The organism is Rhodococcus sp. NPDC056960, from assembly GCF_042674125.1.
In the GTDB taxonomy this organism is placed as follows: domain Bacteria; phylum Actinomycetota; class Actinomycetes; order Mycobacteriales; family Mycobacteriaceae; genus Rhodococcus_F.
Genome location: NZ_JBHURF010000046.1, coordinates 1 through 26,129, shown reverse-complemented (window position 1 = coordinate 26,129; position 26,129 = coordinate 1). Strand labels below are relative to the sequence as shown.

General features: G+C 67.9%; 25 protein-coding genes, 1 tRNA gene and 1 riboswitch. Of the genes, 21 read left to right on the top strand and 5 right to left on the bottom strand.

Translation table 11 applies throughout. The features are described 5' to 3' along the window. The 4 genes from ACFTWF_RS41935 (at position 1) to ACFTWF_RS41920 (ending at position 3,326) form a co-directional block, all read left to right on the top strand. Positions 1–1,053, top strand: a complete 1,053-nt coding sequence (locus ACFTWF_RS41935; RefSeq protein WP_378466970.1) for a pseudouridine synthase — start codon at positions 1–3, stop codon at positions 1,051–1,053. Beyond that, positions 1,050–1,739 (top strand): (d)CMP kinase, encoded by a 690-nt coding sequence (gene cmk, locus ACFTWF_RS41930; RefSeq protein ID WP_378466969.1) that lies wholly within the window; start codon positions 1,050–1,052, stop codon positions 1,737–1,739. The genes ACFTWF_RS41935 and cmk overlap by 4 nt, the downstream gene beginning before the upstream one ends. Continuing rightward, a complete protein-coding gene (gene der / locus ACFTWF_RS41925; protein WP_378466968.1) occupies positions 1,736–3,163 on the top strand; it encodes a ribosome biogenesis GTPase Der in 1,428 nt (475 codons plus the stop codon). Before cmk ends, der begins: the two co-directional genes overlap by 4 nt. 86 nt (positions 3,164–3,249) lie before the next feature. Further along, positions 3,250–3,326, top strand: a tRNA-Pro gene (locus ACFTWF_RS41920). Positions 3,327–3,394: 68 nt separating this feature from the next. On the opposite strand, the gene ACFTWF_RS41915 is transcribed toward ACFTWF_RS41920, so the two are convergent. Beyond that, positions 3,395–4,189, bottom strand: a complete 795-nt coding sequence (locus ACFTWF_RS41915) for a L,D-transpeptidase family protein (protein WP_378466967.1) — start codon at positions 4,187–4,189, stop codon at positions 3,395–3,397. Positions 4,190–4,338: 149 nt separating this feature from the next. Between ACFTWF_RS41915 and ACFTWF_RS41910 the strand changes: the two genes are divergently transcribed. Beyond that, entirely contained in the window at positions 4,339–5,220 is an 882-nt protein-coding gene (locus ACFTWF_RS41910) for a sigma-70 family RNA polymerase sigma factor (RefSeq protein WP_378466966.1), read from the top strand. Between the two features lie 14 nt (positions 5,221–5,234). Here ACFTWF_RS41910 and ACFTWF_RS41905 read toward each other — a convergent pair whose 3' ends face one another. After that, entirely contained in the window at positions 5,235–6,704 is a 1,470-nt protein-coding gene (locus tag ACFTWF_RS41905) for an MFS transporter (protein ID WP_378466965.1), read from the bottom strand. Positions 6,705–6,858: 154 nt separating this feature from the next. Here ACFTWF_RS41905 and ACFTWF_RS41900 point away from each other — a divergent pair, with 154 nt between their 5' ends. Continuing rightward, a complete protein-coding gene (locus ACFTWF_RS41900; RefSeq protein ID WP_378466964.1) occupies positions 6,859–7,299 on the top strand; it encodes an SRPBCC family protein in 441 nt (146 codons plus the stop codon). A 6-nt stretch (positions 7,300–7,305) separates the two neighbouring features. On the opposite strand, the gene ACFTWF_RS41895 is transcribed toward ACFTWF_RS41900, so the two are convergent. After that, positions 7,306–7,941: a TetR/AcrR family transcriptional regulator gene (locus ACFTWF_RS41895; protein WP_378466963.1), complete on the bottom strand. Its 636-nt coding sequence runs from the start codon at positions 7,939–7,941 to the stop codon at positions 7,306–7,308. 210 nt (positions 7,942–8,151) lie between these two features. On the opposite strand from ACFTWF_RS41895, the gene ACFTWF_RS41890 reads away from it, so the two are divergent. From ACFTWF_RS41890 to gcvP, 15 genes are all read left to right on the top strand, one after another. Further along, positions 8,152–8,955 carry an SDR family NAD(P)-dependent oxidoreductase gene (locus tag ACFTWF_RS41890; RefSeq protein ID WP_378466962.1) on the top strand — a complete coding sequence of 268 codons (804 nt, stop codon included), beginning with the start codon at positions 8,152–8,154 and terminating at the stop codon, positions 8,953–8,955. Positions 8,956–8,994: 39 nt separating this feature from the next. After that, positions 8,995–10,116, top strand: a complete 1,122-nt coding sequence (locus tag ACFTWF_RS41885) for a DUF5938 domain-containing protein (RefSeq protein WP_378466961.1) — start codon at positions 8,995–8,997, stop codon at positions 10,114–10,116. Positions 10,117–10,147: 31 nt separating this feature from the next. Then, a complete protein-coding gene (locus ACFTWF_RS41880; RefSeq protein WP_378466960.1) occupies positions 10,148–11,668 on the top strand; it encodes a long-chain fatty acid--CoA ligase in 1,521 nt (506 codons plus the stop codon). 63 nt (positions 11,669–11,731) lie between these two features. Continuing rightward, entirely contained in the window at positions 11,732–12,349 is a 618-nt protein-coding gene (locus tag ACFTWF_RS41875) for an NUDIX hydrolase (protein WP_378466959.1), read from the top strand. Between the two features lie 42 nt (positions 12,350–12,391). Beyond that, entirely contained in the window at positions 12,392–13,438 is a 1,047-nt protein-coding gene (locus ACFTWF_RS41870) for an SMP-30/gluconolactonase/LRE family protein (protein WP_378466958.1), read from the top strand. Between the two features lie 113 nt (positions 13,439–13,551). Next, positions 13,552–14,175, top strand: coding sequence for a CDP-alcohol phosphatidyltransferase family protein (locus ACFTWF_RS41865; protein ID WP_378466957.1), 624 nt, complete (start codon positions 13,552–13,554; stop codon positions 14,173–14,175). After that, entirely contained in the window at positions 14,175–15,038 is an 864-nt protein-coding gene (locus ACFTWF_RS41860; RefSeq protein WP_378466956.1) for a DUF881 domain-containing protein, read from the top strand. The genes ACFTWF_RS41865 and ACFTWF_RS41860 overlap by 1 nt, the downstream gene beginning before the upstream one ends. A 32-nt stretch (positions 15,039–15,070) precedes the next feature. After that, positions 15,071–15,433 carry a small basic family protein gene (locus tag ACFTWF_RS41855; protein ID WP_073367324.1) on the top strand — a complete coding sequence of 121 codons (363 nt, stop codon included), beginning with the start codon at positions 15,071–15,073 and terminating at the stop codon, positions 15,431–15,433. A 7-nt stretch (positions 15,434–15,440) separates the two neighbouring features. Then, positions 15,441–16,187, top strand: coding sequence for a DUF881 domain-containing protein (locus ACFTWF_RS41850; RefSeq protein ID WP_378466955.1), 747 nt, complete (start codon positions 15,441–15,443; stop codon positions 16,185–16,187). Positions 16,188–16,229: 42 nt separating this feature from the next. Next, positions 16,230–16,634: a glycine cleavage system protein GcvH gene (gene gcvH, locus ACFTWF_RS41845; protein ID WP_378466954.1), complete on the top strand. Its 405-nt coding sequence runs from the start codon at positions 16,230–16,232 to the stop codon at positions 16,632–16,634. A gap of 319 nt (positions 16,635–16,953) precedes the next feature. Next, positions 16,954–17,454 (top strand): glycogen accumulation regulator GarA, encoded by a 501-nt coding sequence (gene garA / locus ACFTWF_RS41840; protein WP_185724267.1) that lies wholly within the window; start codon positions 16,954–16,956, stop codon positions 17,452–17,454. After that, positions 17,451–18,191, top strand: a complete 741-nt coding sequence (locus ACFTWF_RS41835) for a MerR family transcriptional regulator (RefSeq protein ID WP_378466953.1) — start codon at positions 17,451–17,453, stop codon at positions 18,189–18,191. Before garA ends, ACFTWF_RS41835 begins: the two co-directional genes overlap by 4 nt. 141 nt (positions 18,192–18,332) lie before the next feature. After that, entirely contained in the window at positions 18,333–18,806 is a 474-nt protein-coding gene (locus ACFTWF_RS41830; protein WP_105422646.1) for a bifunctional nuclease family protein, read from the top strand. Positions 18,807–19,089: 283 nt separating this feature from the next. Further along, a complete protein-coding gene (locus ACFTWF_RS41825; RefSeq protein WP_073367336.1) occupies positions 19,090–19,710 on the top strand; it encodes a MerR family transcriptional regulator in 621 nt (206 codons plus the stop codon). A 69-nt stretch (positions 19,711–19,779) separates the two neighbouring features. Then, positions 19,780–19,901: riboswitch (glycine riboswitch) on the top strand. Positions 19,902–20,076: 175 nt separating this feature from the next. After that, positions 20,077–22,929 carry an aminomethyl-transferring glycine dehydrogenase gene (gcvP, locus tag ACFTWF_RS41820; RefSeq protein WP_378466952.1) on the top strand — a complete coding sequence of 951 codons (2,853 nt, stop codon included), beginning with the start codon at positions 20,077–20,079 and terminating at the stop codon, positions 22,927–22,929. A gap of 45 nt (positions 22,930–22,974) precedes the next feature. Here gcvP and ACFTWF_RS41815 read toward each other — a convergent pair whose 3' ends face one another. Both ACFTWF_RS41815 and ACFTWF_RS41810 read right to left on the bottom strand, forming a co-directional pair. Beyond that, positions 22,975–24,129, bottom strand: coding sequence for a metallophosphoesterase (locus ACFTWF_RS41815; protein ID WP_378466951.1), 1,155 nt, complete (start codon positions 24,127–24,129; stop codon positions 22,975–22,977). After that, positions 24,126–25,913: a substrate-binding domain-containing protein gene (locus tag ACFTWF_RS41810; protein WP_378466950.1), complete on the bottom strand. Its 1,788-nt coding sequence runs from the start codon at positions 25,911–25,913 to the stop codon at positions 24,126–24,128. Before ACFTWF_RS41810 ends, ACFTWF_RS41815 begins: the two co-directional genes overlap by 4 nt. Positions 25,914–26,129 lie beyond the last annotated feature (216 nt).

The following is a 26,129-nucleotide window of genomic DNA, read 5'->3' as shown; positions in this document are numbered from 1 at the left end:
GTGAAGAAACCCGCTCGCCGAGATGGCACACCGGATCGCAACAACAAGAAGCAGCGCCCCACCAGGTCGGAGACCGGAGGACGCAGCAGGTCGGAGACCGGAGGACGTCCGGACAGGGCTGAGACCGGTCATCGATCAGGTCGGCCCGACGCCGCCAAGGGCAAGCCCGGCAGGCCCGACCCTGCCGCGAAGAACAAACGTGGCAAGCCGAAGTCGGCCAAGCCGCAACGTGCCCAGGCCCAGGCGCCGAAGATCAGCAACGCGAAGCCGGCCCGGCATCAGTACTCCGACGCCGATCGGCCGGCCGGACCCCCGCAGGGTGACGGCATGCGGTTGCAGAAGGTTCTCGCGCAGGCCGGTGTCGCGTCGCGTCGCGCGGCCGAGGAACTGATTTCCCAGGGTCGCGTCGAGGTCGACGGCCGCATCGTCATCGAGCAGGGACTGCGGATCGACCCCGAGAACGCGGTCGTGCGCGTCGACGGTATCCGCGTCGTCGTGCAGAAGGATCTCGTCCACCTCGCACTGAACAAGCCGCGCGGCTGGCAGTCGACGATGTCGGACGACCTCGGCCGCCCCTGCGTCGGCGACATCGTCTCCGAGCGCGTTGCAGCCGGTCAGCGGCTGTTCCACGTCGGTCGTCTGGACGCCGACACCGAGGGACTGCTGCTGCTCACCAACGACGGCGACCTGGCGCATCGACTGATGCACCCCTCGTTCGAGGTGTCGAAGACGTACCTGGCGACCGTGTCGGGTGCCCTCGAACGCGGCGTCGGAAAGAAGCTCAAGGAGGGCGTCGAACTCGACGACGGTCCGGCGAAGGTCGACACGTTCACGCTCCTCGACATCAACGAGGGCAAGTCGCTGGTGCGCGTGACGCTGCACGAAGGTCGCAAGCACATCGTGCGCCGCCTGTTCGACGCCGTGGGGCACCCCGTCATCCGGCTCGTCCGGACGGACATCGGGGCGGTCGCTCTCGGTGATCAGCGACCCGGCACGCTGCGCGTCCTCGGTCGCGGCGAGGTAGGCGGACTCTACGGGGCGGTGGGCCTGTGAGCACCTCGTCCTTGATCGTCGCGATGGACGGTCCGTCCGGGACCGGGAAGTCGAGTGTCTCCCGGCTGCTGGCGCAACGGCTCGGCGCACGGTACCTCGACACCGGCGCCATGTACCGGATCGCGACGCTGCATGTTCTGCGGAAGGGTGTGGATCTCGCCGACCCCGACGCGATTGCCGACGCGACGGCCGGTCTGCCGTGGTCGATCGGCACCGACCCGGCCCGCGAGCAGGTGCTGCTCGACGGTGAGGACGTGGGGGAGGAGATCCGCGGCGACGCGGTGACCAAGGCCGTCTCGGCCGTCTCCGCGGTCCCGGCGGTGCGTGCGCTGCTCGTCGAGGCGCAGCGTCGCCTCACCGGTGAGACCGAGCGAATCGTCGTCGAGGGCCGGGACATCGGCACCGTCGTACTTCCGGACGCCGACGTGAAGATCTACCTGACCGCCTCGGCGGAAGCCCGGGCTCAGCGCAGGAATGCGCAAAATCTCGCGGAAGGGCGAGGCGACGACTACGCGGCCGTATTGGCCGACGTGCAGCGTCGTGATCACCTCGACTCCACGCGCGCCGTGTCGCCGCTGCGACCGGCCGACGATTCTGTGCTGGTCGACACCAGCGAACTCGGAATCGACGACGTGATCGGCAGGTTGCTGCTGGTGGTAAGCGACAGAAGTGGAGCAGGGCAGTGACCGAACAATTCACAACCGAGTTCGCAGGCGACGGAACCTGGAGTGAGGAATCGGACTGGGAGGTCCTGGACCTCGAAGAGGGTGGCGACGGCGAAGCCCACGTCCCGGTTCCCACCCTCGCCGTGGTCGGGCGCCCGAACGTCGGCAAGTCCACACTCGTCAACCGGATCATCGGCCGACGCGAAGCCGTGGTCGAAGACATCCCCGGTGTGACCCGCGACCGCGTCTCCTACGAGGCGAACTGGAGTGGGCGCCGATTCATGGTGCAGGACACCGGCGGTTGGGAACCCGACGCCAAGGGTCTGCAGCAGTCGGTGGCGCGGCAGGCCGAACTGGCGATGCAGACGGCGGACGCGATCCTCCTCGTGGTCGACGCCGTCGTCGGCGCCACCGCCACGGACGAGGCGGTGGCCAAGGTGCTGCGCCGCTCCAAGACCCCGGTCCTCCTGGTGGCCAACAAGGTCGACGACGGACGCACCGAATCCGAGGTGGCCGCACTGTGGTCGCTGGGTCTCGGGCAGCCGCACTCGGTCAGCGCGACGCACGGCCGCGGCACCGGCGACCTCCTCGACGAGGTGCTCGCCGCGCTCCCGGAAACACCCCGCGAGGGAATCCCCGGGGGCGGTCCGCGGCGTGTCGCTCTGGTCGGCAAGCCGAACGTCGGAAAGTCGAGCCTGCTGAACAAGCTGTCGGGCGACGAGCGGTCGGTCGTGCACAACGTTGCGGGCACCACCGTGGATCCGGTCGACTCGATCGTGGAACTCGGCGGCCGACCGTGGCGTTTCGTCGACACCGCGGGTCTGCGCAAGCGGGTCAGTCACGCGAGCGGCGCCGAGTTCTACGCATCGCTCCGGACGAAGAGCGCCATCGAGGCGGCCGAGGTCGCGATTCTGCTGATCGACGCGTCCGAGCCGATCTCGGAGCAGGACCTCCGGGTGCTCAGCATGGTGGCGGACGCGGGCCGGGCGCTCGTCGTCGCGTTCAACAAGTGGGATCTGGTCGACGAGGACCGTCGTCTCCAGCTCGATCGGGAAGTGGACCGGGATCTGGTGCGGGTGCCGTGGGCGCAGCGCGTCAACATCTCGGCGCAGACCGGGCGTGCGGTGCAGAAGCTGGTTCCCGCTCTGGACACGGCGCTGGAGTCCTGGGACAAGCGCATTCCGACGGGCCGGCTCAACACCTGGCTCAAGGAAGTGGTCGCCGCGACTCCGCCGCCGATGCGCGGTGGCCGACTGCCTCGCGTGATGTTCGCCACGCAGGCCGGCACGCGTCCGCCGACGTTCGTGCTGTTCACCACCGGGTTCCTCGAGGCAGGGTACCGCCGGTTCCTGGAGCGGCGTCTGCGCGAGGAGTTCAATTTCGACGGCAGCCCGGTCCGCATCTCGGTGCGCGTGCGGGAAAAGCGTGAGCGGCGCAGTCGTTGATCCGACCGAATGCGCTCTGACCAGGCGATTAGCGTTACGGACTGCCGCTGATGTAATCTCATCGAGCACCTGAACGAGGGTGTGGACGGGCTGTGGCGCAGCTTGGTAGCGCACTTGACTGGGGGTCAAGTGGTCGCAGGTTCAAATCCTGTCAGCCCGACCAGATGATCGGCGAAGGCGGTTTCCCGGAAACGGGGAACCGCCTTTTCCGTTTTTCCGGCACACCGGATGTCAGTCCGTGACGATGACCGGGTCGCCGATCTTGGCGTTGTCGTAGAACCACCGGGCGTTGTCGGTGCTGAGATTGATGCAGCCGTGGCTGACGTTCTCGAAGCCCTGCGAGTTCACCGACCACGGTGCGGCGTGCACGAAGATCCCGCCCCACGTGATGCGGGTGGCGTACTCGACGTAGAGCCGGTAGCCCTGCTCCGAGTCGACCGGGACGCCGTAGGTCGACGAGTCCATGATCATGTCCCGGAACTGCTCGATGACGGGGAACGTGCCGAGCGGTGTCTCGTACCCGGGTTTGCCCATCGACGCCGGCATGGTCTGCACGACCTGATCGTTGATGCTGACGGTGAATTGGTGCGTCGTCGTGTTCGCGACCGCGACCAGTGCGTCACCCACCTGGAATTGCGATCTGGCGCCCGCGGCCTGAACGGTGACCGCGGTGTGCGCCGGCCAGAAACGGTCGGGCGTCCACTGCAGCGAGTGGTCGTCGATCCAGGAGAACTGCCCGGTCACCGGTGTCGATGGGGTGATCTGGACACCGCGTTCGGCGGACGCGCGGTCGGACACCGGTGTCGCGAACCGGATCACGACCGGATGAGCGATGCCGACGACCTGCCCTGTCGCGGGGGAGAGCGCCGGTGCGATGACTCTTCCGGTGACGGCCGGGGACTGCGCCGACGCGGTGGCACTCACGGCGCCCACGGCCAGTGCCGCGAGTACCGAGACGAGAAACAGACGTCCGACGTGCTGCGATTTCCACATGCCGTCCAGCCCTTCAGAGACTGTGAGCGTCATTTCAGTTAACCACGGCGATATCGGACAGCGGAACCGGGGAAACTGGACGTATTCCGCGCAGGAGTGGGCCACCGACGGCGCGCCGCTGTCACATCGGCCGCGTTTCGCCGGTCACAGAGGTGACAGACGAAAACGGAGGGACGTGACCGATGAACGAGAACGACGTGCTGGCGCAGCAGTTCGAGACCCATCGTCCGCACCTGCGGGCGGTGGCCTACCGGATGCTCGGCTCGCTCAGCGAAGCCGAGGACGCCGTGCAGGAATCCTGGCTGCGACTGAGTCGCACGGACACCGATTCGGTGCAGAATCTGGGCGGCTGGCTGACGACGGTAGTGGCACGGGTGTGCCTGAACATGCTGCAGTCGCGGCGGTCGCGGCGGGAAGATTCGCTGGACGCGGCGGTGCCCGACCCGATCGTGGCCCTGTCGGACGGCAGTGACCCCGAACAGGAGGCGGTGCTCGCCGATTCGGTCGGTCTCGCGCTGCTCGTGGTTCTGGGCACGCTCACTCCGTCGGAGCGGCTGGCGTTCGTGCTGCACGACATGTTCGCGGTGCCGTTCGAGGACATCGCCCCGATCGTGGAGCGAACCCCGGTCGCCGCCCGGCAACTGGCCAGCCGCGCACGCCGGCGACTGCAGGGGGCGCCCGTTCCCGACGACACCGACCCGGTCCGGCAGCGTGTAGTCGTAGACGCGTTCCTGGCGGCCGCGAGGGGCGGCGACTTCGACGCACTCGTGTCCGTACTCGATCCGGACGTGGTGCTCCGGGCGGATACCGGAGCACTCCCGGCCGGCGCATCCACGACGGTGCGCGGCGCGGAGACCGTCGCGGGCCGGGTTCTCGGGTTCGCGCGGCTGGCTCGGTTCGCGCATCCGGCCCTCGTCAACGGGACTGCCGGAGTGGTCGCGATCTCCGACGGACACCTGCTGTCCGTCCTGGGCGTCACGATCCGGAAGGGGATGATCGTGGAAATCGACATCCTCGCCGACCGAGAGCGACTCGCCGGGCTCGTCGTCGAGAACCTCGACTGACGAGCCCGCCGGGGTCATTCCGCTCGCGCGCCCTCTCCGCGGGTGTTGCCGGTCCGCAGCGCGATCAGTGCCGCGGCGACCAGGAAGATGCTGCCCGCCAGCAGCGCTCGCTCGAACCCGGAGGTGAGTGCCTCGGGCACAGGGGAATTCGTTGCCATCAGGTGCCGGGACTGCGAGGTCGCGATGGCGGCGAAGATCGCCAGCCCGAGTGCGCTGCCGACCTGCTGGGAGGCGTTCAGCAACGCCGCCGCGAGCCCGGCCTCCTCGGCAGGCACACCCGCATTGGCAGCGGTGGTGACGCCGACGAAGACGGCGCCGAGGCCGAACGACACGATCATCAGCCCCGGAAGCAGATCCGTGAGATAGGAGCCGTCGACGGGGATGCGGGACAGCAGGCACAGGCCCGCCGACGCCACCAGAGCGCCCACGACGATGACGGGGCGGGTACCTGTCCGGGTGAGCAACTGGGACGAGATCCCCGCGGCGACGGCGACACCCAGGCAGAGTGGGAGGTAGGCCGCACCGGTCTGCATCGGGGAGTACCCGAGAACATTCTGCATGTACAGGGTCAGGAAGAAGAACATCGCGAGCAGGCCGGCGAAGGAGATCAGCCCCGTGACATTAGCCGCCGCCAGGCCCTTGATGCGGAAGATCGACAGCGGTAGCAGTGGATGGGCGCTGCGCTGTTCGTTCACCAGGAACGCGGCGATCAGCAGGAACGCTCCGGCGAATTCGCCGATGGTGCGGGCGGCACCCCAGCCCTGGTCCGGTGCCTCGACCAGAGCATGGACGAGCAGCAGCATTCCGGCGGTGCCGAGCACGCCGCCCACGACGTCGAAGTTCGCGAACCCGGCGCGCCGCCGGTCGCCGGGAATCAGCGCATAGACCGCGGGCAGCACGAGAACGCACGCCAGCGGGTTGACGAACAGCACCCACCGCCAGCCCGGACCCTCCGTCAGCAGGCCGCCGAGAAACACGCCGACAGCGGACGCGAGGCCGCCCACGCCGGCCCAGACGCCGAGCGCGGTATGACGTTCGGGGCCCTCCTCGAACGTCGTCGTGAGGATAGACAGGGCGGCCGGAAGCATCAGCGCCGCACCGACTCCCTGGGCGAGCCGGGCGCCGATCAGGACTTCCGCGTTGCCGGCGAAACCACCGATCAGCGAAGACAATCCGATGACGACGGTGCCGGTGACGAGGACGCGACGGCGACCGAGCAGGTCGGCGAGGCGACCGCCGAGCAGCATGACACCGCCGTACGTGAGGAGATAGGCGCTCGGCACCCACTGCAGTTGCTGCACCGAGAAGTCGAGGCCGGCGCGTATGTCGGGCAGGGCGATGTTGACGATGGAGGCGTCGACGAAGTCCAGAAAGGCAACGGCGCACAACAATGTCAGGGTGAGTCTGCCGCGGGTGGTGGAGAGAAACGGGGGTGCCGACGCTCCGTGGCGCGACCCGGAAATTCCGGTGATCGAGATGTCCATGTCGAGGCCTTCCTGTGCACGAGATCCCTGGGGGAGACGCCGGATCGTGCGGCGTCACTGTGTATGACCGGCCGCCGGGCGACGATGTGACCGCGCCTGCGCCGAGTCGCGAGTACTGTCGTAACCCGGCAGGTCACGGCAACGGGAGGCTGGCATGGCTGGACGGTTCGAAGGCACTGTGGTGATCAATCGCCCCATCGAGGAAGTGTTCGAGTACCTCGCTGCCGGCGTCAACGACCGGGACTTCAGCCCTCGGGTGCAGGAAATCGTGAAGAAGACCGACGGCCCGCCCGGAGTCGGAACCGTGTTCGCCAGCACCGTGAAGGATGCCGGGATGACCACGAAACGCGAGTTCGAGATCACCGAATTCGACGCACCGCGGAAGATCCGCTGGGCCGAGCGTTCGACGAACACGGTGACCGCGAAGGAAGGCGGTTACGATCTCGAACCGTCGGGCGCGGGCACCAAGGTGACGATCTTCAACGTGCTGGAAGGCCACGGCATCGGAAAGCTGATCGCGCCCCTCGCGCTTCGGGCGGCCCGCAAGGACGCACCTGACTTCGCACAGCGGATCAGGGCCGCAGCCGAGAAGTAGAGGGTGTCACGGCGCCGGAACGACCAGCGCCAGAACCTGATCGACGTTGTCCGCGAGAGCGTCTGCAGCGCCGGTGTCGCCGGACAGATGCCTCGCGAGGCTCTGCTGGAACAGTCCGTCGAAGACGGCGTACAGGGTGGACGGTGCGAGGATGACCGGACGTCCCGCCAGTTCCGCGTACCGGGACACGATGCGGCAGATCATGTTTTCCAGGCTCTGGTCGATCGCGGCGACATCAGCGCGGAACGACTCCTCGAACAGCGACTGCGAGCGGAGGTCGTACCAGAGGCGGTGCATGGACGCCTCGTCGCGGAGCGATTCCACCAGCACCCGGCCGAATCCTGCCTTCAGTTCCTCGGGAGTCTGCGCCGTGGCGACCACGCCGTCGTAGCGGGTGACGCAGTGCGCCTTGTAGTGGCGGACGCAGTGCGTGATCAGATCGACCTTGTCGCTGAAGTAGTAGTGCAGGACTCCGTGGGAGAACGCGGAGTTCTGCGCGATCTCGCGAAGGCTGGTGCGGGCGTAGCCGAGTTCCGAGAGGGTCTGCAATGCGGCTTCGGCGAGTTGATCGCGGCGCTCGGCGAATTTGTCGACCTGGCGGCGGGAGACCCGGTCGGCGTTCTTCTCGGCGACGGGTGTCACGGCGTTCATCCTGTTCGGCTATCGAGATCCAGCACGGTGTGGCTCAGTGTAGCCCGCGTTCCTTGACGACTGTGTAACAAAAACTTGACAGTCGTCAAGGGAATTCTTGACAGTCGTCCAAAGTCGAATACTCTGTGATCCACACCACAGTGCGGCTTCGGGCCCTCGACGTGGTTTCCGCGAATCGTCTCGGTACGAAGGCAGGTCGGAATGAGTGTGTGTGATCTTGCAGGACGGAAAGCGCTGGTCACCGGGGGTGCGAAAGGTCTGGGGGCCGGAATGGCTACCGCCCTCGCCGCAGCCGGGGCGGCGGTGATGATCGGTGACGTCCTGGAGGACGAAGGGCGCGCGACTGCCGAGTCCATCGGAAAGTCCGGTGTCGAGACCGGATTCGTGCAACTCGACGTTACCGACGACGGCAACTGGGAGCGTGCCGTCGCTGCCGCCGTGGAGCAACTCGGCGGACTCGACCTCCTCGTCAACAACGCGGGCATCGAGATCTCGTCACTCGTGGTCGACATCGACCCCGCCGACGTCCGCCGGATGTGCGACGTGAACATTCTCGGTGTCGCACTCGGTCTGAAGCACGGCCTGCGCGCCATGCGTCCCGGGGGCGCAGCCGGCGCGGGCGGCGCGATCGTCAACGTCTCCTCGGTGGCCGCGACGATCCCGTTTCCCGGCATCGCCGGGTACTCCGCCACCAAGTCCGCCGTCGATCGCCTGACCCGGGTCGCGGCCCAGGAGTCCGGGAAACTCGGGTACGGCGTCCGCGTGAACTGCGTGTACCCCGGGCTCGTCGCCACCGAGATGGGACTCGGGCTGGCGGCGGACATGGAGAGGCTCGGACTGTGGCCCAGCGCCGACGCCGCGGTCGCCGACGTGATCGGGCTGACGCCCCTGGGGCGACTCGGGGAGGTCGCGGACATCGCGGACACCGTCGTCTTCCTGGCCTCCGACGCCGCCCGCTTCGTCACCGGCATCGGCCTGCCGGTCGACGGTGGCATGGGCATGTAACCGATCTCCCCTGACACCTCACATTTCGAAAGGCACGTCATGACCGACAAGAAGCCCGTCATCGTCTACGGAGTATCCGGATACACGGGACGACTCGTGTGTGAGTATCTGCGCGAGTTCGCCATTCCGTTCGTCGCCGCAGGCCGGGACAAGAAGCGAATCCAGGAAGTACTCGACCGCGTCCCCGGACTCGACACCGTCGACCACGAAGTGGTCGAGGTCGAGCACACCGTCCCGGCGCTGACCGAACTGTTCAGTGGGGCACGGGTGGTGAGCAACATGGTCGGCCCGTTCATCAAACACGGCGCCGTCGTCGTGGAGGCGGCCCTCGCCGCGGGTTGCCACTACACCGACACGACCGGTGAGCAGGACTGGGTTCTGGACGTGCAGGCGAAGTTCGGCGACAAATACGCCGAGCAGGGCCTGCTGCTGTCTCCCGGCGTCGCGCAGATGTACACGACCGGCGAGATCGCCGCAAACATCGCACTGGAGACGCCGGGGTTGGACACACTCGACATCCTGGTGCTGTGGAAGGGTTTTCCCACCTACGCGTCCACGCAGACGATCTTCACGATCCTCAAGGCCGACTGGTACTACCTGGAGCAGAACCGGTACGAGAAGTGGGACCCCGGTACCACATTCGACGTCGTCGTTCCGGGACAGCACCAGATGGCGCTCGCACTGCCGTGGGGCGGCACCTGCCATCCGGTGTGGTTCAAGGACGATCCGCGGGTGGCCAACGTGAAGGCGGCGGGCGGCGTGTTCGACCGCTCCGTCATGGAGGGCGTCGTCGCGACGCAGAAGATGGTCGAGGAGCAGATCAAGACCCTCCCGGCGGACGAGCAGGACGCGGCGCTCGCGGAGATCGCCGGTTCCGTGCAGGCCGGGATGCCGCCGCGGGAGAACCCGCGGGTCAACACGTCCCTCGACTCCGTGTACGCGTCGGGGCCGTTGGGGCGTGCGCACTGCGTCATCCACGGCAACTGCAATTACAAGCAGACCGGCCTCCTGCAGGCGTACGCCGCGTACTCCCTGCTGCAACAACCGCCGAAGAAGACCGGCCTCGCGTCGGCGTGCCAGGCCTTCGGGCACCGCGAACTCCTGGGAATCCTGCGCAGCTTCGGCCTCGTGATGGAGCCCGTCCTCACCGTGCAGAAATGATCGACCCGGCGGCTTCGAGGAGGACCGCGCGATGCGCCTGACCGACTACCTCGACAAGGGTGCCTCGCTCGGCCCGGCGGCGCCGTGCCTGACGATGGGCGACCGCACACTGTCGTACGCGGACGTCCAGCACCTGAGCCGTCGCGTCGCGGCGGCGCTGGCGCGGTCGGGGATCGCCCCGGGCGACACGGTCGCCGTCCTGTCCGGCAACGACCCGACCGCGTTCTCCTGCGTGTTCGGGATCAGCCGGGCGGGGGCGGTGTGGTGCCCGATCAATCCGAGGAACGAGGCGGCGGAGAACCGGGATCTGCTCGACCTCTTCGACTGCCGCTGCCTGATCTTCCAGAAAGCGTTCGCGCCCTTGGTCGATCGGATTCGCGACCAGTTGCCGTTGTTGACGACGCTCGTGTGTCTGGGCGGTGACGAGGACTACGCCCACTCGTTCGACGACTGGCTGGGCACGGACCTCCTCGACGCCGATCCCGTCGACGATCTCGCCATGATCGTCGGGACCGGCGGGACCACGGGTCGGCCGAAGGGAGTGATGCTCACCGACCGGAACATCGAGACCATGTCCGCGCTGACCTTGATGAGCTACCCGTTCGAGGGCAGACCCGTGTATCTCGCCCTCGCGCCGCTGACGCACGCGGCCGGTGTCCTGTGCTTTCCGATCCTCACGCTCGGCGGGCAGGTGGTCATCATGCCCTCGCCCGACCTGGGGCAGTTCCTCGCCCACATCGGCCGGGACCGCGTCACCCACACCTTCCTGCCGCCGACCCTGATCTACATGCTGCTCGACCACCCCGACCTGCAGAACACGGAACTGGGTTCGCTGCAATGCTTCTGGTACGGCGCGGCGCCGATCTCGCCGACGCGGCTCGAGGAAGCGATGACCCGGATAGGGCCCGTGATGGCCCAGCTGTTCGGTCAGAGCGAGGCGCCGATGATGATCGCGACCATGGCGCCGAAGGACCATTTCCACGCGGACGGCTCGGTCGCGACCACCCGGCTGAGCTCCGCGGGCAGGCCCTCCCCGCTGGTCACGGTCGCGATCATGGACGGGCAGGGGACGCTGCTCCCGGCCGGCGAGCGGGGCGAGGTGGTGGTGCGCAGTTCACTCGTCATGAGGGGGTATTACAAGAATCCCGTTGCGACGCAGGAGGCGTCGGCACACGGCTGGCATCACACGGGCGACATCGGGTATCTCGACGACGACAACTTCCTGTACATCGTCGACCGGGCCAAGGACATGATCATCACCGGCGGGTTCAACGTCTACTCCGTCGAGGTGGAACAGGCGCTCATGGCATACCCCGGGGTGCAGGACTGCGGCGTGATCGGGCTTCCCGACGAGAAGTGGGGGGAACGCGTCGTCGCCGTCGTCCAGTCGCGGGCCGATTCGCAGATCGCGGCCGACGAACTCACCGCGTTCGTGAAGGCACGCCTCGGCAGCGTGAAGACCCCGAAGGAGATCGTGGTCTGGCCCGACCTGCCCAGGTCCAAACTCGGGAAGGTCCTCAAGAACGAGATCAAGCAGCAACTGCTCGGGTAGCCCGCTCGAAACGCGGGGGATGCGGAACGTGGGTTTCGCGGCGACGGGCGATACTGTCGGGTGATGGTGACTGGGCACGTACTCAGCAGGGAACTGCTCGCCGGCAGACTGGCGCGCTTCGAACCCCGGATCGTGGACCCCACGAATCGGCGGTCCGCGGCGGTCGTGATCGCCGTGATGAACGACGGCGCCGGCGGTCAGGCCGTTCCGCTGACCAAACGTCCGAGCAAGATGCGCGCGCACCCGGGCCAGTTCGCGTTGCCCGGCGGCGGGGTGGATCCGGGGGAGACCGGCGAGGACGCGGCCCGACGGGAACTGCACGAGGAACTCGGACTCGACGTGGAGCCGTCCGCGGTGCTCGGCAGGCTCGACGACTACGTCACCCGATCCGGATACGTCATCACACCGTTCGTCGTGTGGTCGGATCAGCCGATCACGTCGCTCGTCCCCAATCGCGAGGAAGTGGCGGAAGTGTTCTCGGTGGCCGTGCCCGAGATCGATGCGGAGCCGCGGTTCGTCGAGATTCCCGAATCGTCGAAACCGGTGATCCAATGGCCGTTTCGGCGCCACCTCGTGCACGCCCCGACCGGCGCGGTCGTGTATCAGTTCCGGGAGGTCGCGCTGCACGGGCGGCACACCCGCATCGACGGTTTCGACCAGCCCGTCTTCGCCTGGCGTTAGCGAGGACACGGCGACCGCGGGAGGCGACTAATCTCACAGTTCGTGACCCTCTTCGAGTCCCTCGCCCGCAAGCTCGACCGCACCGGCGTCGACCCCGTCGCCTGGCATCCGCCGTCGCCGCCACCGCTGACCGGAGTTCTCGCTCCCAACCGGCTTCTCGACGGCATACAACGATGGGCTCTGCCCACAGGGGAAGGCCCCGAGGACGTGGCCGTCGATCACGACGGCCGAGTGGTCACGGGAGGCAACGACGGGCGGATCTGGCGGTTCGACCACGACGGCACGGCAACCGAACTCGCGAACACCCGCGGGCGACCCCTCGGTGTCGAGGTACTCGACGACGGGCGGTTCCTGGTCTGCGACGCCGAGCGCGGCGTGCTGAGGGTCGACGAGAAGGGGCGCGTCGACGTGCTCGCCGACTCCGCGGCCGGACGTCCGCTCGTGGCGTGCAACAACTCGGCGGTCGGCCGCGACGGCACCGTGTACTTCACCGACTCCTCCGCGCATTTCACGATCGCCGATCACCGCTACGACCTCCTCGAACACCGGGGGACCGGGCGCCTGCTGCGGCTCGACCCACGCACCGGGGAGACCGACCTCCTCGCCGAGGGACTGCAATTCGCCAACGGCGTCGGGTTGGCGTCGGACGAATCGTTCGTCCTCGTCGCCGAGACCGGGTCCTACCAGATCTCCCGCGTCGACCTCACCGGCCCGTCTCAGGGCCGGGCCTCGGTGTGGGCCGGGAATCTGCCCGGCATCCCGGACAACATGACGTCGCAGACGCGTGGCGGGCTGTTCTGGGTGGCGCTCTACAGTCCGCGCATGAGACTGCTGGACATGATCGCGCCCTACCCCACGCTGCGCATCGTGACGGCGAACCTGCCGGACGCCGTCCAACCGGATCCCGAGCACGCCGGCTGGGTGATCGCGCTCGACGCGGAGGGCACGATCGTGCACAGTCTGCGCGGAGGTAAGGGGAGCTACTCACCCGTGACCGGGGTGCGGGAACACGACGGGTGGCTGTACCTGGGGAGTCTGTCCGCCGACGCGATCGCGCGCGTCCCGGTCCCGTCACCGCCGGGCGCGTGACACGAGCCGGCCGGACGGGACGATCCCGGGCACCAGCGCGGTTGTGGAAGAGTGGCGAGAGCGGTGCGACGAGCGCCCGAAACAGGTCCGCACTCGACGCTGGGGAGATTTTGGTGAATTCGGTGGACCGGGACACTGCGCGGTCGGACCGGATCGTGACGGTCCCGAACCTCCTGAGCGTGGTCCGGCTCCTCGGCGTGCCGCTGTTCGTGTACCTGTTGCTCGTCACCCACTCCGACGGGTGGGCGCTCGCGATACTCATGATCAGCGGTTTCACCGACTGGCTCGACGGGAAACTGGCGCGAATCCTCGACCAGTCGTCGAAGCTGGGTGCGCTCCTCGACCCCTTCGTCGATCGCCTGTACGTCGTCACCACACTGGTCACGTTCGTCATCCGCGGATTCATCCCGTGGTGGGTGGCCGCGATCCTGATCGTCCGCGACGCGGTGCTCGCGCTCACCCTGTTCATCTACCGCCGTCGCGGCCTGCCTCCCCCCGACGTCATGTATCTCGGCAAGGGCGCGACGTTCCTGCTGATGTTCGCGCTGCCGATGATCCTGGCGGCGCACGGTGACTGGAGTATCGCCACGGTGGCTCAACCGCTCGGCGCGGCTCTGTTGATCTGGGGCACGGTGCTGTATGTCTGGACCGGACTGCTCTACACCGTTAACGCGCTGACCGTCGCGCGGACCGTTCCCGTGCGAGGACCGGGCGGCGAGGAACGCGGGGCCGAGTGATGAAACGGACAGATTCCGACATCCGCAGGAATCCGATGCCGTCCCTGCTCAGGTCCCTGATGAACGACCATCTGGACCCCGGGTACGAAGGCGCCGCCGAGGATCGTGAGCAGGGCCATTCCCGGCAGACCCGCGTCGGCCGGCAGGTGTGGATCGCGATCGGTGCACTGCTCGTCGGTCTCGTGCTGTCGGTGGCCTACCGGCAGGCCATCGAGAGAATCCCCGGCACCGAGCAGGTGCGTTCCGAACTTCTCGGCAAGGTGCACGACGCCGAGGACCGCGCGGGCACTCTCGCGGGCACCCGGGACACGCTGTCGGCGCAAGCGGACGACGCCCGGGCCGCCGCACTGGCGGGCGACGCCCGCGGTGCGGCGCTGCTCGGCGATCTCCGCGGTCTCGAAGGCGACGCCGCTCTCGAGGCCGTGCACGGCCCGGGCCTGACGGTGACCTTGACGGACCCTGCGGCCAAACCCAACCTGTCCGATTCGTCGCAGCGCAGCGTCGGAGGGAAGGCAGTGGTGCTCGATCGCGACCTGCAATCGGTGGTCAATTCGCTGTGGGCGAGCGGCGCGGAGGCGATCGCGGTCGGCGACGTCCGGGTGGGGCCGTCCGTGACGATCCGGCAAGCCGGTGGCGCGATGCTCGTGGACAATCAGCCGGTGTTCTCGCCCTACGTGGTGTCGGCGATCGGCCCCCAGGGGCCGATGCAGACCGGGTTCGTCGTGAGCGACGCCTACCTGCGGATGTCCAGCGTGGCGCAGCTGTACGGCATCGGCTTCGCGGTGGCGGAGGCCGACGATCTCCACCTGCCCGCCGCCCCGGCGCGGGAAGTGCGCGCGGCCCGGGAAGCAGGAACACGATGACAACGGCGGAGTCGAACGGAGGCGTCACACGGATGAAGGCAGCACTGAAGGGTGGATCCGCGATCTACGGGGTGCTCGCGCTGATGGTGGGCATCGTGCTGGGAGTGGTCTTCAGCCCGCAAGTGCCCGACGCGGTGCAGCCCTATCTGCCCATCGCCGTCGTCGCCGCCCTCGACGCGGTGTTCGGCGGATTGCGCGCGTACCTCGACGAGATCTTCGACTCGAAGGTGTTCGTCGTCTCGTTCGTCTTCAACGTGCTGGTGGCCGCGCTGATCGTGTGGCTCGGTGACCAACTCGGTGTCGGAACCCAGTTGTCCACCGCGATCGTCGTCGTGCTGGGCATCCGAATCTTCGGCAACGCGGCGGCGCTCCGGCGGCGCCTGTTCGGGGCGTGAGCGGGACATGAGCGGGCACGAAGGCAAGCACGAACTGCACGGGCACGAACCGGCGACGTCGCGGCGCTCGCACGTCGTCTTCGCGCTCCTGGCCGCGCTCCTGCTCGGTGGACTGGGGATCGCCATCGTGACGCAGGTGAAGAACACTGGATCCGGCGACACCCTCGACTCGGCGAGTCCCGCGGATCTGCTGGTGGTCCTGGACACCCTGAATCAACGCGAGGCGGCCTTACGCCAGGAGATCGCGGGGCTGGAACAGACCTTGGCAACGTTGCAACAGAGTGGGAGTTCCGGGGCCGCGCTCGACGAGGCGCAGGCACGCCTGTCGGCCCTGTCGATCCAGGTCGGAAGCGCACCGGCCACCGGTCCCGGCGTGACGCTGCGCATCACCGATCCCAGCAAGGGGGTCGGCTCCGAGGTGCTGCTCGACCTCGTGCAGGAATTGCGCGCCGCAGGTGCCGAGGCCGTCCAGATCCAGGGCGCGGACGGCGCACCCATCCGGATCGGTGTCGACTCCTGGGTGTCGGGTTCGCCCGGCGGTGTGTCGGTGGACGGCCGGAAGATCGGCGCACCGTACGGCGTGGTCGCGATCGGTGATCCGCCCACTCTGGCGGCGGCCCTGAACATTCCCGGAGGGGTCGTCGACACGGTCGCGCGCAGCGGCGGCCAGCTGACGATCGAACAATCACAGCAGGTCACGATCTCCGCCTTGCGAGAGGCGAAACCTCGCCAATACGCTCAGCCCGGAAATTGATCTTCGCATCCGCCCGCGGAATGCCATCGAAAGGAAGCCACTGTGAGTGAGCTCGAAATCCCCGCCGATCGTCGGTACACCGCCGAACACGAGTGGGTCGAGCGGACCGGGCCCACGACGGTACGCGTCGGCATCACCGATTTCGCGCAGTCCCAACTCGGCGACGTCGTCTTCGTCCAGCTTCCGGCAGTCGACGAGGACGTGACGGCGGGCGAGTCGTTCGGCGAGGTGGAATCGACCAAGAGCGTCTCCGACATCTACGCGCCGCTGACGGCGAAAGTTGTTGCCGCCAACGCTGATCTGGACGGCAACCCGGAACTGGTGAACTCCGCGCCCTACGGGCAGGGGTGGCTGGTGGAACTCGCCGTCGACGACGAGGCGACCCTTGACGCGGCCCTCGGCGAGATGCTGGACGCCGCCGGCTACGGCGAGATCGCGGCGGGCTGATTTCCCGGGAGCCCGCGAATCGGTAATCGGACGGCGGTGGACCGCGCCGACAGCCCGGAAAACCGGGTTGCCGGAGAAATCCGCTGTCGGAATACCGGTTCGTAATGTGCTGGCGGCCTGTCTCACTACACGCACCGGCGTGCGCAGGGTACGGTCGAAGTGAACGCATGTGCCGTGTCGGGGCGCAGGTCCGTAGTTTGAATGTGATCGTGGGAGTTTGCACAGAAGTTAATGTGCACGGGAACCGAATTATGTAGTACCGAGTGGCATTGCGTAGTCCAGCGAATATTGCTGGATGATCGAACTAGGAGGAGAAACGGTGAGCGAGAACGGCAACGACGCGGTCTATGGGGAGTCGCCGGCGGAAACCACGTCGGTCTTCCGCGCGGACTTTCTCAATGAGCTCGACAGCTCCTCGGCAACACAGGCTCCGGAGGCCCCGGTGTCGGGTGTGGAAGGACTGCCCGCGGGCTCTGCTCTGCTCGTCGTCAAGCGTGGCCCGAACGCCGGGTCGCGCTTCCTGCTCGACCAGCCGACGACGTCGGCGGGACGGCACCCGGACAGCGACATCTTCCTCGACGACGTGACGGTCAGCCGTCGTCATGCGGAGTTCCGCCAGGAGGACGACGAGTTCCAGGTTGTCGACGTCGGCAGCCTCAACGGCACCTACGTCAACCGGGAGCCGGTCGATTCGGCTGTGCTGGCCAACGGTGACGAGGTCCAGATCGGGAAGTTCCGACTGGTCTTCCTGACCGGCCCCCGCACCACGGCCGGTGGTTCGCAGATCGGTGAGACGTCAGCTGGTGCGGGTAGCCAATGACCGCAGTGCGGCAGCAGCAGGCGCAGTCGGGGATGTCGATCGGCTCGGTGCTGGATCGACTGCGCCCCGATTTTCCTGATGTGACGATCTCGAAGATCCGATTCCTCGAAGCCGAGGGTCTCATCAGCCCGCAGCGCACTCCCTCGGGGTATCGGCGTTTCTCGATCGCCGACTGTGAACGACTGCGCTACGTCCTTACCGCGCAGCGCGATCAGTATCTGCCGCTGAAGGTCATCAAGGAGCAGCTCGAGGCCATCGACAGAGGTGTGGCCACGGTCGGCGCCGGCGATTCGTCGCCGCGCCGGCCGCGCACGCTCACCGTGGCGCCCGGTGAGGTGTCGCCCGAGGAGTTCCGCACCGACCGCGAGGTGCGGATCAGCCGCGACGATCTGATCGCGCGGGCCGGGATCGACGAGAAGTTCCTCGGCGAACTGACCCGTGGGGGACTGGTCGTTCCCGGACCGGCGGGGTTCTTCGACGAGGATGCAGTGACACTGGCGCGCACCGCGAGGGCCATGTCCGAGTTCGGGCTCGAGGTGCGGCATCTGCGTGCGTTCAAACTGGCGGCCGACCGTGAGGCCGGGTTGGTCGCGCAGATCGCCGGCCCGGTGGCCAAGGGCCGCGACGCCGGTGCGCGGGATCGCGCCGAGGAGATGGTGCGCGAACTCGCCGCGTTGTCCCTCACGTTGCACACGTGCCTGGTGAAGTCCGCAGTCCGGGGTGCGCTCGATCGGTGAGTGAGTTCACCCACCGAGAACACTTCCCAACGACGCTGCGCTCGAACGGCTGTACGGTCGAAGAGCAGACACGAATCGAATAGAATCCTGGTACGGCATTGTGTGCCGCGGACGGACCATTGCAGGGTGGAGGCAGACGCGATGAGCGAAATGCACGTGATCGGAGTTCGTGTCGAACAGCCTCAGAGTCAGCCTGTTCTGCTGTTGCGTGAAACCGACGGCGAGCGGTACCTCCCCATCTGGATCGGTCAGACCGAGGCCACCGCGATCGCGCTCGAACAGCAGGGGGTCGAGCCGGCGCGCCCGCTGACCCACGACCTGATCAAGAACCTGATCGAAGCCTTCGGACGCACCCTGAAGGAGGTTCGCATCGTCGACCTCCGCGAGGGTACGTTCTACGCCGACCTCGTGTTCGACCAGAACACCCGGGTCTCTGCCCGGCCGTCCGATTCCATCGCCATCGCACTGCGGATCGGCGTGCCGATCTTCGCGGAGGAGGCGGTCCTCACCGAGGCCGGTCTGGTCATGCCGGACGAGCGCGAAGACGAGGTCGAGAAATTCAAAGAATTCCTCGAGTCCGTGTCGCCGGACGATTTCAAGGCCACTGACGGCTAGCTTCCACCCTGCGGACGAGCCTCGGCGCGCAGTATCCGTTGAGGTTCTTCCGGCGCGTTGCGTTGACCCGGTCTCCTCGGAGTCATAGCGTTCAGTGCAGTGATTTTCTGCCCTGCAGATTGCATCGGGCGTACGCTGAGTAGGTTCAGGGTACGGACTTGCTCGATGTCACTGGTGGCGTTCACGCCGCGCGATGTGCTGCGGTTCGCCGCGGACACTGGCGACGCGCGTCACAGGCGCACTGATCGTCGGGTTCAGTGCAACATGCGAGAGGGAGTAGTCAGTGGGAGATCGGCCGCAGGAGAATGCGCTGAATCTTGCGCCCGGCGACGTCGTTGCCGAGCCCGAGTTCAGCTCCGAAGAGATCCAGCCGGGCCTCTTCCCCGACGATTCCGTGCCCGACGACCTCGTCGGATACCGCGTCCCCATCGCCTGCCAGATCGCGGGAATCACGTACCGCCAGCTCGATTACTGGGCGCGCACATCCCTCGTGGTGCCGTCCATTCGCGGCGCAGCGGGTTCGGGAAGCCAGCGGCTGTACTCGTTCAAAGACATCCTCGTTCTCAAGATCGTCAAGCGTCTGCTCGACACCGGAATATCCTTGCAGAACATTCGCGTGGCCGTCGACCACCTCCGGAAGCGCGGAGTACGGGACTTGGCGAAGATCACACTCTTCTCGGACGGGACCACCGTCTACGAGTGCACGTCCGCCGAAGAGGTCGTCGATCTGCTGCAGGGCGGGCAGGGTGTGTTCGGCATCGCGGTCAGCGGTGCGATGCGCGAACTGACCGGCACCATCGCCGATTTCCCGGCCGAGCGGGCCGACGGCGGCGCGAGTGAGCAGAGCCCGGAGGACGAACTCGCGTCGCGGCGCAAGAACCGCGCGAGCCGCAAGACGGGGTAGGTCACATCCGTCCGGGCGCGGCGCTGCCTGCGCCGCCATCGCCAGCGGTGACATAGACTGGCGGTGCGTCGACGCCGTGCGGGAGAGTTCCGGGCACTGCATGCACAGAAACAGTGTGTGCGGGAGTTCGGGCGCCGAAGGAGCAACACCTCCCCGTCAATCTCTCAGGCAGACAGGACCGTGCGGGCTCCGACGTCTCTGGAAAGCGGTGGGAGCACCCACCCGCCCACGGGGAAAGGGCCGTCGTCGCACGCGAACGACGGTACCGAATCTCTCAGGCGCTCGACGAGAGCAGGCGACAGAGGGGGAGGGACGTTCCGCTGACGCGGGGCGTGTCCTGATCCTCCGAACTGCTTGGGAGTTGTCGTGATCGACGCTGGAAGCCGTACATTCGCCGATCGTCATGTCGGCCCGAACGCTGCGGAACTCGCGCACATTCTCGAACTGGTCGGAGCCGATTCGCTCGACGATCTCGCCGCGAAGGCCGTCCCCGCCGTCATCCTGGACGGTGTCACCGGTGGCATCGCCGACGGTCTCGACGCCCTGCCCACCCCAGTCTCCGAGCACGAAGCGCTCGCCGAACTGTCCGCGCTCGCCGCCCAGAACACCGTGGCGACGTCGATGATCGGTCTCGGCTACTACGACACCCTCACCCCGCCGGTCCTGATCAGGAACATCATCGAGGACCCGGCCTGGTACACCGCCTACACGCCGTACCAGCCCGAGATCAGTCAGGGCCGCCTCGAGGCCCTCCTCAACTTCCAGACGATGGTCGCCGACCTGACCGGCATGGAGGTCGCCAATTCGTCGATGCTCGACGAGGCCACCGCCGCCGCCGAGGCGATGACGTTGCTGCGCCGCGCGAGCAAGAGCAAGTCGCCGCGATTTGTGGTCGACGCGGACCTGTTCCCGCAGACCCTCGCCGTCGTCGAGACCCGCGCCGAGCCGCTGGGCATCGAGATCGTCGTCACCGACCTGTCTGCCGGACTGCCGGACGGCGACTTCTTCGGGGTCCTCGGACAGATGCCAGGGGCGTCCGGCCGCATCGTCGACTACACCGACGTGATCGCCGCCGCCCACGAGCGCGGCGCGCTGGTCGCCGTCGGTGCCGACCTGCTGTCGCTCACCCTCCTCACCCCGCCCGGCGAGATCGGTGCGGACGCCTGCTTCGGCACCACCCAGCGATTCGGTGTCCCGATGGGCTTCGGCGGCCCGCACGCCGGCTACCTCGCCGTGCACACCAAGCACGCGCGGCAACTCCCCGGCCGTCTGGTGGGCGTCTCCGTCGACGCGGACGGCGACAAGGCCTACCGGCTGGCGCTGCAGACCCGCGAGCAGCACATCCGTCGTGAGAAGGCCACGTCGAACATCTGTACCGCCCAGGTGCTGCTGGCGATTCTCGCGGCCATGTACGCCAGCTACCACGGCGCCGAGGGGCTGAAGGCGATCGCGCTGCGCGTCGCGAATACGGCACACTCCCTGGCTGCCGCACTCCGCAAGACCGGGGCCATCGTCGTCCACGAGCACTTCTTCGACACGATTCTCGTGCGGGTCGACGGCCGCGCGTCGGATGTCGTGGTGAAGGCGAAGGACGCCGGCATCAACCTGCGGCTCGTCGACGCCGATCACGTCGCCGTCGCGTGCGACGAGGCCACCACCGCGGAGAACGTCGCCCACGTGCTGGCGGCGTTCGGCGGCGAAGGCGCCGTGGTCGCGGCCACGGGCACGGCGGTGCCGGACGCGCAGCTCCGCGGATCCGACTACCTCCAGCACGAGGCATTCACGCGTTACCGGACCGAGACGGCCATGCTGCGCTACCTGCGGGCGTTGTCCGACAAGGACATTGCGCTCGACCGCAGCATGATCCCGCTCGGCTCGTGCACGATGAAACTCAACGCCACGGCCGAGATGGAAGCGATCACCTGGCCCGCGTTCGCAGGACTGCACCCGTTCGCGCCGACCGGGGACACTCCGGGCATCCTCCGCATCATCAAGGACCTCGAGAACTGGCTCGTGGCCGTCACCGGGTACGACGCGGTGAGTCTGCAGCCGAACGCCGGAAGCCAGGGCGAGTACGCGGGACTGCTCGCGATCCGCAACTACCACCTCAGCCGCGGCGACGACCACCGCGACACCTGCCTCATCCCGTCGAGCGCCCACGGCACGAATGCCGCGTCCGCGGTCATGGCCGGGATGCGCGTCGAGGTCGTCGCCTGCCGCCCGAACGGTGACGTCGATCTGGACGATCTACGGGCAAAGATCGCCGACCACGCGGAGCGTCTCGCGGCGATCATGATCACCTACCCCTCGACGCACGGTGTGTACGAGCACGAGATCGCCGACATCTGCGCCGCCGTCCACGACGCCGGCGGCCAGGTGTATGTCGACGGAGCGAACCTCAACGCCCTCGTGGGGCTGGCCCGTCCCGGCCGGTTCGGCGGCGACGTGAGCCACCTCAATCTGCACAAGACGTTCTGCATCCCGCACGGCGGCGGCGGCCCCGGTGTCGGTCCCATCGGTGTGCGGTCCCACCTCACGCCGTTCCTGCCCGGGCATCCGTTCGCCCCCGAACTCGGCAGCGCCGGACCGATCTCCGCGGCCCCCTACGGCAGCGCGTCGATCCTTCCCATCACGTGGGCGTACATCCGGATGATGGGCGCCGTCGGACTGCGCCGCGCGAGCCTGACCGCCATCGCCTCGGCCAACTACATCGCGCGCCGCCTCGACGAGTACTTCCCCGTCCTCTACACCGGCGAGGGCGGAATGGTGGCCCACGAGTGCATCCTCGACCTCCGGCAGATCACCAAGGACACCGGTGTGACCGTGGACGACGTCGCAAAGCGCCTCGCCGACTACGGTTTCCACGCACCGACCATGAGCTTCCCGGTGGCGGGCACGCTGATGGTGGAGCCCACCGAGAGCGAGAACCTGGAAGAGATCGACGCGTTCTGCGAGGCGATGATCGCGATCCGCGCCGAGATCGATCGCGTGGGCGCGGGGGAGTGGCCGGTGGACGACAACCCGCTGCGCGGCGCTCCGCACACGGCCGGCTGCCTGGCCGCGGAGTGGAACCACCCCTACACCCGGGAGACGGCCGTGTTCCCCCGCGGCAAGGCCCGGCCGAAGGTGTGGCCTGCGGTGCGGCGCATCGACGGCGCACACGGCGACCGTAACCTCGTGTGCTCCTGCCCGCCGATCTCCGCGTTCGAAGGCGCCTGACGCAAGGCGGCCCGTCCCGCTCCGGCGGGGCGGGCACCGCCGAGGTCAGTCCTCGCGCACCAATTCGAGGATCGTGATCTCCGGCGGGGCGCCCACCCGCACGGGTGGACCCCACGCGCCCACCCCACGGGTCGTGTAGAGGTCGGTGTTCCCGATCCGGTCGAGACCCGCCACCGACGGCTGCTGCAGCGGCACCAGATAGCGCAGCGGCCACATCTGGCCGCCGTGCGTGTGCCCCGACAGCTGCAGGTCCACACCGAGATCCGACGCCTCCAGCGCCTGCCGTGGTTCGTGCGCGAGCAGCACGACGAACCTCGACGGATCGCGTCCCGCGAGCGCGGCGGGAAGATCCGGCTCGTACGGCGCCGGCGACGAATAGTCGTGGATGCCCACGATGTCGATGGTGGCGCCGCCGCGGGTGAGCGTCGCGCGTTCGTTGCGCAGCGTCCGGATGCCCAGGCGATCCCACACATCCAGCCACCGGCCACCGTCGTCGGCGTAGAACTCGTGATTGCCGCTGACCCCGAACACCCCCAGCGGGGCGTCGAGGTCGCCGAGCGGTCGGAGGTCGGGCGACACCTTCGCGACGGTGCCGTCGACCAGATCGCCGGCAATCGCAACGAGATCCGGCTTCTCGGAGTTCACCAGATCGACGACACGGCGGGTGAAATCCACTCCCCGCGCCGGGCCCACGTGGAGGTCGGACACGAGCGCCACACGGACACCGTCGAATTCGGCGGGCAGACGCCGCAGCGGCACCCGAACGCGCACGATCCGCGGTCGCGCAGCCTCCGACACCCCGTACCCGGCGACGCCGACGGCACCCACCACGACGGCGGCGGTCGCGATGCGCAGGCCGCGCCGACGCGACAGATCGACCTGTTCGGTGTTCCCGGTACCGCGCAGGCGGGCGATTAGCCTGCTCAGCAAGGACACCAGGGCGACAACGAGCAGCCCGAGCACCAGATAGAACATCGCGCCGAGCCACACCCAGCCCACCCACCCCGGCGGACGCGCCCAACCCGGGTCGAAGGCTTCGCCGCTGCCGACGCCGATGACGGCGAGAATCCACAGCACGACGAGCGCCACGTCCACGACCACCGACCACGGACGCCCCAACCCGGTAGCGCGGACGAGTCGCCGATGAAGCCACCAGGTGACGAGTGCGAGGAAGACCGCGAAGACGAGAAGTCGCGTCACGACAGCAGCTTGCTGATCGCGGTCGGCAACGCCGCTCCGTCCGACGACGCGACCTTCTCCAGCGACCCGCCGGTGCGATCGGCCAGCGCCTGCAACGTGTTGAGGTCGGGATTCTGGCCGATCGTCACGACGTCGATGCGCACCGGCTTCGACGAACTCGAGGCCGCGGCGATGGCGGACAGCAGTTCGGCGCGCGACACGGAATCGTCGTTGGCGCCGTCGGTGACGAGCAGAACCGAATTGGTGCGTCCCGGCGTGTATCCCTCGACCGCACTCGTGTAGGCGGCTTCGAGCGACGTGTACGTCGAGGACCCGGTGGCCGGTGTCGCCTTGGCCAGCCGCGCGTCGAGAGCCTGCCTGCGTGTGCCCTCGGTGAAACCGCCTGCGGAGAGGGGACCGGTGGCGACCACCGTCGTGTAGGGCCGTGACCCGTCGAGCGCCGTGCTGTACTCCCACAGTCCGAGGTTCGAGGTGTCCGGAGAACGGTCGACGTGCGCCGCGAGCGCCGCCGTCGTGTTCTCCAGACGGGTCGCCGACCCCTCGACCTGTCCCATCGAGCTGGACAGGTCGAGCAGGACGGTCGACGTGCGTGGCGTGACCGGGTTCCGGATCACGTCCATCAGCTCGGTCGCCGCGGCGGCGTCGGCGGGCACCAGGGTGGGCCCGAGACCGGGAAAGGACAGCGTGGTGTCGCCGGGGCGGGCCGATCCCTCGACCCGGAAACCGGCGTCGGCCAGCACCTGAGCCTGTTCGGGCTGTCGGACGAACTCCGCGAACTGCGCGGCGGCCCGGCTCTGCGTCTCGTTGACTGCGGGGCCGGCCAGGACGGCGGCCGGATGATCAGCCACAGGTGTCGGGCCCTTCGGGATGAATGCGGTGATGTCGGCTCCGGGTGCGTCGCGCAAGGTCTGGTATACCTGCTGCTCGGTGGCCGCGACGGTGTGGACGGCGGAGGTGGAAGGGTCACCCTGCTCCGCAAGTGTGGTGAGCGCGTCACGCGTCGTGGCGGGTTTGGTCCCGGAGGTCGCCTCGTAGCCGAGCGCCAGACCGGTCAGCGCCGACGTCACCGGGACCGACCGTGCCTGCTCCTCCGTCACCGGACCCGTGGTGCTTCCCGTGACCGAGGCGGCGACCGCTTCGACCGCCATTTCCGTGCTCTCGGCGCCGGGGCCGACGGGGAGCGCCATGCCGAGACTGCCCCAGCCGGACAACCCGAGGGACGCGAGCGAATCACGGCCCGTCTGCAGCGACGGCAGGTCCTTCCAGTCGATCGCCGCGGTCGCCGGTGCGCCGGCGAACGCAGTCCGGACCGCGAGCACCACCGGGCTGGTGGCGAGGGGACGCGGTTCGCCGCTGATGACTCCGGCCGCTGCCACCTGCTTGACGGAGTGGGAGCTGGACGGAATCCACAGTGCGGGGCGAGGCCCGAGCGCCGCCGAGTCCCAGGCGCCGCCGGGTCCTTTCGACAAGGCATCGCGCACGGTGTCGGACGCGACGGGAGTGACCGTCACCGACACGCACTGATCGCGGATCACCGGAGCCGTCGCCGTGTAGCGGTCGGCGAGAGTCTGAATTTGGGGCGCGATGTCGGGATCCGCCGCCACCGCGAGCTCGGCCTCGCCCTCGACGCACGCACCCGCCGCCGCCGCGCCCTGATCGTTGATCCGGTCGCGCAGTTGAATCCAGCCGAACACCCCCAGCACGATCACGACGACGAGACCGAGCGCGATCAAAGGTCCCTTGCTGACACCCCTGGCGCGCGATTCGCCGCGATGTTGCCCCACGTGCTTCCCTGCTCCTGTCCGACGAGTTCGACGTTGACCCTCGCAGTGTAGTGATGCGCGAGATCACCCCGAGAAAATCGGCCCCGCCACCAGGCAGGTGACGGGGCCGAACGTCGAGCGCGGGGTCAGGCGTTGGCGGCTTTGTATTCGCGGCGGCGGCGGTGCAGGATCGGTTCGGTGTAGCCCGACGGTTGGTGGGTGCCGTCGAGGATGAGT

Coding starts and splice junctions, on each gene's coding strand:
- ACFTWF_RS41855 (WP_073367324.1), top strand. CDS start 15,071: ATGAAGGCAGCACTGAAGGGTGGATCCGCGATCTACGGGGTGCTCGCG.
- ACFTWF_RS41835 (WP_378466953.1), top strand. CDS start 17,451: ATGACCGCAGTGCGGCAGCAGCAGGCGCAGTCGGGGATGTCGATCGGC.
- ACFTWF_RS41885 (WP_378466961.1), top strand. CDS start 8,995: ATGACCGACAAGAAGCCCGTCATCGTCTACGGAGTATCCGGATACACG.
- ACFTWF_RS41880 (WP_378466960.1), top strand. CDS start 10,148: ATGCGCCTGACCGACTACCTCGACAAGGGTGCCTCGCTCGGCCCGGCG.
- ACFTWF_RS41890 (WP_378466962.1), top strand. CDS start 8,152: ATGAGTGTGTGTGATCTTGCAGGACGGAAAGCGCTGGTCACCGGGGGT.
- ACFTWF_RS41915 (WP_378466967.1), bottom strand. CDS start 4,189: ATGACGCTCACAGTCTCTGAAGGGCTGGACGGCATGTGGAAATCGCAG.
- ACFTWF_RS41875 (WP_378466959.1), top strand. CDS start 11,732: ATGGTGACTGGGCACGTACTCAGCAGGGAACTGCTCGCCGGCAGACTG.
- ACFTWF_RS41850 (WP_378466955.1), top strand. CDS start 15,441: ATGAGCGGGCACGAAGGCAAGCACGAACTGCACGGGCACGAACCGGCG.
- ACFTWF_RS41910 (WP_378466966.1), top strand. CDS start 4,339: ATGAACGAGAACGACGTGCTGGCGCAGCAGTTCGAGACCCATCGTCCG.
- ACFTWF_RS41830 (WP_105422646.1), top strand. CDS start 18,333: ATGAGCGAAATGCACGTGATCGGAGTTCGTGTCGAACAGCCTCAGAGT.
- ACFTWF_RS41905 (WP_378466965.1), bottom strand. CDS start 6,704: ATGGACATCTCGATCACCGGAATTTCCGGGTCGCGCCACGGAGCGTCG.
- ACFTWF_RS41900 (WP_378466964.1), top strand. CDS start 6,859: ATGGCTGGACGGTTCGAAGGCACTGTGGTGATCAATCGCCCCATCGAG.
- ACFTWF_RS41860 (WP_378466956.1), top strand. CDS start 14,175: ATGAAACGGACAGATTCCGACATCCGCAGGAATCCGATGCCGTCCCTG.